At 73.4% G+C, this 357-nt stretch carries 1 protein-coding gene; it reads left to right on the top strand.

Features of this window, described 5'->3' with window-relative positions:
• On the top strand, positions 1 to 181 hold a 181-nt coding region (locus C1I99_RS32135), incomplete at its 5' end, for a YceI family protein (protein WP_146604134.1).
• Positions 182 to 357 lie beyond the last annotated feature (176 nt).

The raw sequence follows: 357 nt of genomic DNA, 5'->3' as shown, positions 1-357 counted from the left end.
GGCGTTCGAGGGCGCCGGCCGCAGCCCGTTCGGCCAGGACATCTTCGGCTTCTCCGCCAGCGCCGAGATCGACCGGGAGGACTTCGGCCTCACCTGGAACGTCGCGCTGGAGACCGGCGGCGTGCTGGTCGGCAAGAAGATCAAGATCGAGATCGAGGGCGAGGCCGTCCGCCAGGCCTGATCCCCGGATCTCCCGCACGTCGGGCCCGCGCCGCACGCCGGCGCGGGCCCGGCGTGCTTCCGGGTGGGAATTGTCACGAGCTGGTGGCGGGCCGAAGCGATGCTCAGCGGAACCCGCTGGGTAGAGATGCCACCGGGACGCGTTCGGCGGCGGGCCGCGGTCGGCCCGGGCACGGG

It is taken from the genome of Micromonospora deserti (assembly GCF_003236335.1).
Classification (GTDB): Bacteria; Actinomycetota; Actinomycetes; order Mycobacteriales; family Micromonosporaceae; genus Micromonospora; species Micromonospora deserti.
Note: the sequence above shows the minus strand (reverse complement) of the source record. Positions and strands in the feature narration are given on the sequence as shown.